Consider the following 8,789-nt stretch of genomic DNA (forward strand, 5'->3'; position numbering starts at 1 on the left):
AACTCTTGATGAAAGTGACCGCGGGGGCTTGGCGCGAGGCCCTGCACCTCGCTACGGTGGAGAGCATGCCAACGGGCCATAGTGTGTCTGCGCACCGTATGAGGGGAGTGACGCGCACCGCAGCAGCGGTTCTCGTCACCGCCGGACTGACCCTTGGGGCGGTCCCCGCAGCGCAGGCTTCCCACAGCTCTGAGGTCGCCGAGGCGGCGACCTCCCATGCAACGTACCCAGCTCCGGGGCAGCCTGTCATCACCCCACCGCCCAGGAACAGCGAGGCGACCTCCACGGTGGAGAAGGGTGAAGGAGACCTGCGGGTCGCGACCCTGCACGCCGACCTGGTCGCTGAGGGGGAGAGTGCCGACGCCGAGCAGCTGGTCTCCCCGCTGGCCAGCGGCAATCACGTCCGGGCCCGGCTGATCGCCCGCACCGTCCAGATGAACGACCCCGATGTGCTGGTGCTCACCGGAGTCAGCTATGACGAGTCGGAGCGCATCGCCGAGCAGATGCAGCAGCTCTACTTCGCCGCCGGGCAGAACGGCCAGCGCGGCATCAGCTTCCCGCACTACTTCACTGCCCCGACGAACTCGGGGCAGGAATCAGGAGCAGACCTCGACGGCGACGGCACTATCGGCGGCCCGGAGGATGCCCTCGGATACGGGGAGTACCCCGGTCAGTACGGCATGATTGTCTTTTCCAAGCACCCGATCCTGGCCGATGAGGCCCGGACCTTCCAGCGCTTCCTGTGGAGGGATCTGCCGGAGAACTCCATGCCCGAGGAATACTCGGAGCTGGAGGAGGCAATCGTGCGGCTGCAGGAGACCAGCATGTGGGATGTGCCCATCGAGGTCTCCGAGGACGGAGAGCCGCTGCACATCGTCGCCAGCTCTATCGCCTCGAAGGTGCCCAGTGAGGCCGATGCGGCACGGGCTGAGGATATTCGCCGAGTGCTCGCCGACTACGTGTCCGGCCGCGCCTGGTACCTCTCCGACGACGACGGCCGGCACGGCGGGATCGACCCGCTGGCTCCGTTCGTCGTCGCTGGGACGCCCACCGCCCAGGTGAGTGCCCAGCCGGAGGATCTCTCACCCCTGCTCGACTCACCGGCGCTGCAGGACCCCGAGCCGGAGGCCATCACCGAAGTCCCGCTGAGCACCCGGCCCGGCAGCCTCGAGGAGACCGACCCCACTGCGACCCGCTACGTGCCCGGGGAGCAGGACCGTCGCGCATCCTTCGTGCTGCCGCAGGCGACTCTGGATGTCAGCGCTGCCGGGGTCTTCTGGCCCGGTCCCGGTGAGTTCGGGCATTCGGTGGTGGACCCGGAGTCCGGATACTCCCTGCAGAGCCGGCTGGTCTGGACCGACCTGACGCTTCAGGATTGAGTCCGTAGACTCATCCCTATGGCTTCCACCCATTTGGTGCCCTTCGCCGGCGGTGAAGAGGTCTCTCCCGCTCAGCAGCAGCGTCAGCCGGCTCGGCGCAGCCCCGCAAAGGGTCACAGGCGCCCGTCCCGCCGCGGGCCCAAGCCCCTGATGCGCAGCGCCGCCACCAGCTACCTGACCTCCAAGTCCATCTCGCTGGTGAAGCAGCAGGCCTTTAATGAGGACGGCACCCTCACCCCGGCGGCCGAGACCTGGCTGACCCGAGCGGTGACGGTGCAGCGCCCGGTGGTGCTGGCGAACCTGCGGCGCCTGCGCAAAGCCCACCCCACGCTGAGCAACCGCCAGCTGGCCCAGCAGCTGGACAAGGAGTTCCGCCGCTCCATGACCGGCGGTGGCGCGCTGATCGGGGCAACCTCGGCGGTTCCGGGCGTCGGCACAGCAGCCTCTCTGGGTCTCTCCGCCCTGGCCACCGGCAGCTTTTTGGAGCTCTGCGCCCTCTACGCCCAGGCGATGGCGGAGCTGTCCGGCATCTCCACCGAGGACCCTCAGCGGGCCAAGCTGCTGGTTATGGGGGTGATGCTCGGAGACGAAGGCCGCCGCCTGCTCGGGGAGCTCTCCGACCAGGCATCCGGGCGCGGCACCGGCCCGGTGGCGACCATGGTTCCGCTGACCGGTCCGGCCAACGTCGCCGCAGGATCCTCCTCCATGGCGGCACTGATCGCCGACCAGATCAAGCGCCAGTTCGTCCGGCGCTTCTTCATCCGCCAGGGCACCTCCATGCTCGCCCGGGCCGTCCCCTACGGCATCGGCGCGATCATCGGAGGCGTTGGCAACCGCGCACTGGCTCATCAGATCATCCGCACCGCCCGCAGCTCCTTCGGCGAGCTGCCGGAGGAGACCCCGCCGGCGCTGGTAGAGGACTTCGCCCGCGGACTGCAGCGGGAGAAGCTGCGCGCTGACCGCAAGGAGCGCCGCGCCCTGAAGCGGGCGGTGAAGTCTGAGGCCAAAGCCAAGCGCAAAGCCGCCGCGCAGCTGCGCCGGGCGGCAGCACACCCCGGCACGCTGGAAGAGTCCCCGGAGTGACGTTCACGCACTGTTCACCCAGAGTTCCACCCATATGTGGCGTGGCCGTCGACTGCAGTTGACCTTGGGCTCCTAGCGTAGGCCGCGTGACGATCAGCTCCACCGTCCGTGCAGGCCTCACCGGCCCCGTCAAGCCCCTGAGCAGCCACCCGCTCCACGCTGAGTCCAACGGCCTGGAGGATCTGGACCTCAGCCTCGGCCCGAGGTCGGCCCCTGCCGCCCCGACAGCCGTTCTCGCCCACCGCGGGGCCTCCGGACTGTTCCCCGAGCACACCCGCGCCGCCTATCTGCGAGCACTGGACGAGGGCGCCGACGGCCTGGAGATCGACCTGCACCTGACCCGCGACGGCGAACCGGTCTGCTTCCACGACCCCACGCTGGAGCGAACCACCGATGGAACCGGCTCCGTGGCCGAGACCACGCTTGCCCAGATGCGCCGTCTCGATGCCACCGGGTGGAAGACCCCTAAACTTCCGGCCGAATACGGTAGGGCCGAGCAGCAGCTGATGACCCTGCAGGACGTCCTGGAGCTGCTGCAGTCGGCCGGGCGCGACCTGAAGCTGGCCATCGAGCTGAAGCACCCATCACCCTTCGGCCACAGGCTGGAGGACCGGGTGCTGCAGGTGCTGACCTCCTTCGGGTGGGACCCGGAGACCTCGCTGGTGCCCGCGGGCGCGCACCAGGTGGCTGTCTCCTTCATGAGCTTCTACCCCGGGTCTCTGAACCACTTGGCGGAGGTCGTCCCAGGAGAGCATCTCTGCGCTCTGTTCACCACGGTCACCGACACCGACGTCGCCCAGCGTCTGGCCAAGCTGCGCTTCTCCTCAGCGGTCAAGCATGTGGTGGCCGCAGTGATGCGCAGCAGCGTCCGCGACTCGGAGGCGCTGGTGTGGAACAGCGCCGTGGGCCTGGCAGGTCCGGGAGTCGAGTACGTCCAGGCCAACCTGGCCGACGCCAAAGCGTGGATCGCCCGCGGCACCAGGCTGCGCGTATGGACGGTGGATTCACCCCACCAGGCGCAGATGCTGCTGAATCTGGGTGTCCAGGAGATCACCACCAACTATCCAGCAAGGATCCTGCGGCAGATCAGCCGTTGATCTGGGCGCCGGCGCCAGGGTGCCGGTAGCATGTGAGCACACCCCACCCCAGGAGGTCCATCATGACGGATGACCCTGATACCTCAGACACCAGGGCTGGAGGCGTCGTCGTCGGCGTTGACGGCTCTGAGCAGTCCTTGCGGGCAGCCCACTGGGCTGCGGCAGAGGCGCACCGCCGAAAACTGGGCCTGACTGTGGTGACCGCCTACTCCATTCCGGCATTCGCCGCATCCTCCATGGACGGCGGCTACGCCATGATGGACGACTCCTCACTGCGAGCCGGAGCCGAGAAGGTGATTGAGGAGGCCCGGCAGTTCCTGCGCGACTACCCCGGTGAGGTGGAGTACCTCATCGAATCCGGCGACCCGGCGGCGGTGCTGCTGGAGCATTCGGAGACCGCTCAGGTGCTGGTGGTCGGCTCCCGGGGCCGCGGAGGCTTCCTGGGCCGGCTTCTGGGCTCGGTCTCCTCCGCCCTGCCTGCTCACGCCAAATGCCCCACCGTGCTGGTGCCGCTGAAGTTCTCGTCCAAAGAGGAGAACGCCGTGACCACCGCCACCGGCGCGATCCCCATCGTCTCGGCGCAGCCGGAAGCGCAGCCGGGGGCGGAGGCTCCGCAGTCACTCATCGAGGAGGGCGCCCACCCCATCCGGACCCATGACAAGCGCCCGGTGGTCGCCGGCGTGGACGGGTCGGACTACGGACGGGTGGCCGCACTGGTGGCTGCTCGGGAGGCCAGCGAACGCGGCACGCACCTGCGGCTGGTGTGCGCACTGCCTCCGCTGGGGGCCACTCTGGTGTGGATTCCCACCCATATTGAGGACACTCAGGCGGTGGAGGAGCTGCGCGAAAAGCTGGAGGCCGGCAAGGCGTGGCTGAACAGCCACTTCCCGGACCTGCAGATCGAGGCTGAGGTGATCGACGGCGCGGCAGTGGATGTGCTGGTCGACGAGACACGGCGGGCCCAGCTGACGGTGCTGGGGACCCGCGGCCGCGGAGGCTTTGCCGGCATGCTGCTGGGCTCCACCTCCCAGGGCGTGCTTCAGCACGCCGAGGGCCCCCTGATGGTGGTGCCGGAGTCGGATGATGAACGGATCGAGAACCGTCCCGACTTCGGCCCGATGCTCTGAGGCGCTCGGGCGTAGCCGGCCCAGCTGCCTGCTGCGGAACAGCACACAACGACGACGAACCCCCGGTGTCCGAATCCGGGGGTTCGTCGTCTCTTCAGTTGTTCTCCCGTCAGTGGTCCCCCTACCGCTGGGGACTGCGTCGGGGGAGCGGGTTCAGACCACTCGGCGCACGCTGGTGGGGTTGCCGAAGATGCTGCGGACGGTCACACCGCTTCTGGGTGATCCGGCGTCAGCGATCCGGCCGTTGCCCAGATAAATCGCCACGTGGTAGTCGCCCCAGAAGATGAGGTCTCCGGGCCGCTTCTCGTTCCAGGAAACCTGGCGACCGCGAGTGATCTGGTCGTAGGTGGTCCGTCCCAGATTCACTCCGGCCTGGGCGAAGGCGGCCTGCACGAAGCTGGAGCAGTCCCACGCGTTGGGGCCGTTGCCGCCGAGGCGGTAGTACACATCGGAGCGGCTGGCGGTGTTGGTAGCCCAGTTGATGGCGATCTGCGCAGCATTGGTGTTGCCAGCAGGCTGCGCGGTAGCGGTCTGGGTCGGCGTCGGAGTCGGCGTGGAGGTCTGCGTCGGCGTCGGAGTCGGCGTCGGGGTGGGGGTCGGCGCAGGGGCCGCGCGCTCCTCCAAGTAGTTGACGTGCCAAGTCAGCGCGTTGAGCGAGACCGTGCCATCGCGGTTGGTCAGGTCCGGGTTGTTCAGCACTGCCCGGTAGTAGTCGCCTCCGGTGCCGTCGAAGTTTGGCTCCAGCCGTGCACCGCGGTTGAGCAGATCCTGCAGCTGGCTGCTCAGCCCGCTCCACGAAGGAATCACAGGCTCCGGCTCCGGCTCGGGCTCCGGCTCGGGTTCGGGCTCAGGCTCTGGTTCCGGCTCGGGCTCCGGCGTGGGAGTCGGCTCCTCAGTCTCTTCCTCCTCAGCGGCGGCCTGGGCCTGCAGGTAGGCCAGATGGCCTTCCAGGACGGTCCAGTTCACCGTTCCTCCGCTGGTGGTGAAGTTGGGGTTGTCCAGCACCAGTTCGTAGTAGTCCCGCGCACTGCCGACACCCTCGAGCTCGCCGGCCTCGGCCAGCAGCTCCCGCTGTGCGGAGCTGAGCGAGTCATAAGCCTCGGCGGAACGCTCCTCGGCGGTGGCCGAGGGACTGGCAGACTCCGAGGGGGTCGGGCTGGCCGACTCAGACTCAGAGGGGCTGGCTTCGGGCTCCTCCGGCGCCTCCTCCTCGGCCTCCGGCTCTTCCTCAGCCGCCTCCTCTTCAGCCTGCTGCTCCTCAGCCTGGGCGTGCAGGTAGTCTACGTGGGCGCTGAGGGCGTCCCAGTCGACGCCGCCGGCCTCGGTGGTCAAGGAGGCGTTCTCAAGGACCACTGTCAGGTAGTCGCTTGCGGTGCCGATCTCCTCCAACTCAGCTCCGGCCGCCAGCAGCTCCTGCTGCTCGGCGGTGAGCGAGTCAAAGTCGGTGGCCTCGGACTCTTCGGACGATGCGGCTTCCCCTTCCTCATCGTCCGAAGAATCCTCGGCGGTCTCGCTGGAGGCCGGCTCGGACTCCTCGGACTCCTCAGCGTCCTCCGGCCTCACTTCAGTCTGCTCGGCGGCGGCGCGCAGCTGCTGGATCCGGTAGACCAGCTGCTGCTCATCAATCTCGCCGTCCTCGGTGAGGAAATCGTCATTGCCCAGGACATTCTCCAGGAAGCTCTCAAAGCTTCCCTCCCAGCCCTCCAGCTCCTGGAGGGCTTCCAGCTGGCTGCGCAGGTTCTCGCCGAGTTCGCGCTGCTCCTGGTTGGTCTCTGCAGTGGCCTCCCCGGCTGTCTCCAGAGCCTGGGCAGTCGCCTCAGCTTCGGCCTGGGCTCGCTCCGCTTCGGCCTCGGCCTCTCGGGCGACCTGCTCGGCGTCGATCGCCTCGCGCTCGGCCTGCTCTTCCAGCTGCTGCTCTGTGGCCTCCTCGGAGAGCGCGTCCTCCTCGCCCAGCAGAACATCGGCTGCGGAGGCGTCCTCCTCCTGATACTCAGCGGAGGCGTCCATGGCCATGGCGGCCTCTGCCTCCTGCCGCGCGGCTTCGGCGGACTCGGCAGCTTCGGCGGCTTCCTCCATCCGGGCGGTGGCCAGCGACTGCTGGCGCATCAGCTCGGCCTCCAGCTCATTGGCGCGCTGGCTTGCCTGGTCGATCCTGCCGGCGATGTCGGCGATGAGCTGCTCACGGGCCTCGTCGGACTCCTTGGCCGTGGAGACCTCCTCTGCCGAGGGGGTCTCGGGCAGCTCAGTGACAACGAACGTCTCTGCGAGGTTCTGGTCATGAGCGGACTGTTCGGCAGTGGAGTCGCCAGCCCGGTCAGCGACCAGGTCGGGCAGAGTGGTCCCGACGAGCGCTGTGGTCACGACGACGGCAGTCACAGCCGCCACCGCGAGATTGCGACGGTATTTCACGGTAGTTCCTCACTTTTCCTCACTGGTGCGGCACTGCCCAGGCACCCCTCGTCCTGAGGGGAGACCGGAGTCTTCAGCAGGCGCGGTGCGCCGACGGTAGGAGAATGCTTCTGGGAACCCCAATGTCGGCACGGCGATGGGAATTGCGCCTGCAGCGGACCATGCGCGGTGCTGCTGGGTTCACAGTAATTGCGGAAAGGTCACGGTGGCAAGAGTTCGTGTCGTTTCTGTGACGAAGCTGTGAGGCACAGATCCCTGTCATTCCGGGGAAGAAAGGTCACAAATCGGTATAGCTCAAACCTTCAAGTAGGTTGAAGGTTGAGCCTCCACAACTTTGTCACAGGTATGTGTTAGGCGCGGTGGGTGGCGCGGGATCGCCCCGGCTCAGCCCCAGCCGAGGCGGTGCAGGGTGGTGTCGTCGATGCCGAAGAAGTGTGCGACCTCGTGGACCACGGTGACGGTGATCTGCTCCACCACCTCCTCGCGCGTGGAGCAGATCTCCAAGATCGGTTCCTTGTACAAGGTGATCCGGTCCGGCATAGCCCACGGCTCAGCGCCGCGCTCTGTCAGCGGGATTCCTTCGTAGAGCCCCAGTAGGCTGGTCTGCGGGTCCTCCCACGGTTCGGGCTCGTACCGGTCCTCCACGAAGACCGCCACATTGTCGATCTGGGCAGCCAGTCGCTCGGGGATCTGCTCCAGCGCGGCGGCGACGGCGGCGTCGAACTCCTCGTCGCTCATCTGTGCCGGCATCGGCGGTCCTCTCAATAGGTGAAGGCTGCTGGCCGACCCAGCGCCCCTCATGGGGCCTGGCGGCGGGGTTGCAGGTGGTCCGACCGACCAGTCTACGATTTGCCGCAGAGGCTCGGTTGCGACTACTCTTTTACAGGTTCCCTTCGGGATGCAGTGCTGTCCGTTTCCAAGGGATCGGGCCCCCATCGTCTAGCGGCCTAGGACACCGCCCTTTCACGGCGGCGGCACGGGTTCGAATCCCGTTGGGGGTGCAGCGTCGGCGCTGATCAGCTCGATTGGCGAAGACCGTGAAGCTCTGGTAAAGTTTCACATCGTGCAAATTGCACACCACATGAATAAGGCCCTGTGGCGCAGTTGGTTAGCGCGCCGCCCTGTCACGGCGGAGGTCGCGGGTTCAAGTCCCGTCAGGGTCGCCATTGCACAGTTGAGTGAAAGCGCTCCGAATCACCGGATTTGGGGCGTTTTTACATTTCCGGCCGGGACTGGGCGGTTATCCGCCTGCCTGACGGCAGTGCAGCAACGGCGAGGATGAGGATTTTTGGTCCGGCCCGCCCATCGGATAGGATGAAACGCGCGCCGCAGGCGCACGGCTCTGTAGCTCAGTTGGTAGAGCGTTCGACTGAAAATCGAAAGGTCACCGGATCGACGCCGGTCGGAGCCACCGTCACGGCCCTCGGGACATCGTCCCGGGGGCCGTCGTCGTACCCGGGGCCCGGTCCGATCGTGCCCGCCGGTGCGGGCGTCGGTACCGTGACCCCATGAGCGAGACGGCGGCCCCCGCGCCCCGAGCCGGGCGCCCCGTCCCGCCCTGGCTGCGGCCGACCCTGGTGCTGAGCGTGTGGTGCTGGTGCGCCGTCGCGCTCGCGTTCGCGCTCGCCCGGGTGCTGGTGGCGGCGGGGGCCGGTCTGCACCCGCTGGCGTTCGCGGGGTACTCGGTGCTGATC

Annotated in this window: 7 protein-coding genes and 3 tRNA genes; 8 read left to right on the forward strand and 2 right to left on the reverse strand. The window is 67.6% G+C overall.

Annotation, left to right across the window (positions count from 1 at the left end; translation table 11 throughout):
• Positions 1-107 precede the first annotated feature (107 nt).
• The 4 genes from Q1K09_RS11495 (at position 108) to Q1K09_RS11510 (ending at position 4,686) form a co-directional block, all read left to right on the forward strand.
• Entirely contained in the window at positions 108-1,379 is a 1,272-nt protein-coding gene (locus Q1K09_RS11495) for an endonuclease/exonuclease/phosphatase family protein (protein ID WP_300345569.1), read from the forward strand.
• A gap of 18 nt (positions 1,380-1,397) precedes the next feature.
• The gene (locus Q1K09_RS11500) at positions 1,398-2,462 is read left to right on the forward strand and encodes a hypothetical protein (protein ID WP_300345570.1); all 1,065 of its coding nucleotides are present in this window, start codon (positions 1,398-1,400) and stop codon (positions 2,460-2,462) included.
• 86 nt (positions 2,463-2,548) lie between these two features.
• Positions 2,549-3,559 (forward strand): glycerophosphodiester phosphodiesterase family protein, encoded by a 1,011-nt coding sequence (locus Q1K09_RS11505; RefSeq protein ID WP_300345571.1) that lies wholly within the window; start codon positions 2,549-2,551, stop codon positions 3,557-3,559.
• A gap of 62 nt (positions 3,560-3,621) precedes the next feature.
• A complete protein-coding gene (locus tag Q1K09_RS11510; protein WP_300345572.1) occupies positions 3,622-4,686 on the forward strand; it encodes a universal stress protein in 1,065 nt (354 codons plus the stop codon).
• 153 nt (positions 4,687-4,839) lie between these two features.
• On the opposite strand, the gene Q1K09_RS11515 is transcribed toward Q1K09_RS11510, so the two are convergent.
• Both Q1K09_RS11515 and Q1K09_RS11520 read right to left on the reverse strand, forming a co-directional pair.
• On the reverse strand, positions 4,840-7,095 hold the full coding sequence (locus Q1K09_RS11515) for a C40 family peptidase (RefSeq protein WP_300345573.1): 2,256 nt from the start codon (positions 7,093-7,095) through the stop codon (positions 4,840-4,842).
• A gap of 384 nt (positions 7,096-7,479) precedes the next feature.
• Positions 7,480-7,845: a metallopeptidase family protein gene (locus tag Q1K09_RS11520; RefSeq protein ID WP_300345574.1), complete on the reverse strand. Its 366-nt coding sequence runs from the start codon at positions 7,843-7,845 to the stop codon at positions 7,480-7,482.
• 178 nt (positions 7,846-8,023) lie between these two features.
• Between Q1K09_RS11520 and Q1K09_RS11525 the strand changes: the two genes are divergently transcribed.
• From Q1K09_RS11525 to Q1K09_RS11540, 4 genes are all read left to right on the forward strand, one after another.
• Positions 8,024-8,096, forward strand: a tRNA-Glu gene (locus tag Q1K09_RS11525).
• 88 nt (positions 8,097-8,184) lie between these two features.
• Positions 8,185-8,261, forward strand: a tRNA-Asp gene (locus Q1K09_RS11530).
• Between the two features lie 172 nt (positions 8,262-8,433).
• Positions 8,434-8,506: transfer RNA gene (locus Q1K09_RS11535), tRNA-Phe, on the forward strand.
• Between the two features lie 97 nt (positions 8,507-8,603).
• The coding region (locus Q1K09_RS11540; RefSeq protein ID WP_300345575.1) for a hypothetical protein at positions 8,604-8,789 on the forward strand (186 nt) is incomplete at its 3' end.

Source organism: Nesterenkonia sp., assembly GCF_029265375.1.
In the GTDB taxonomy this organism is placed as follows: Bacteria; Actinomycetota; Actinomycetes; order Actinomycetales; family Micrococcaceae; genus Nesterenkonia.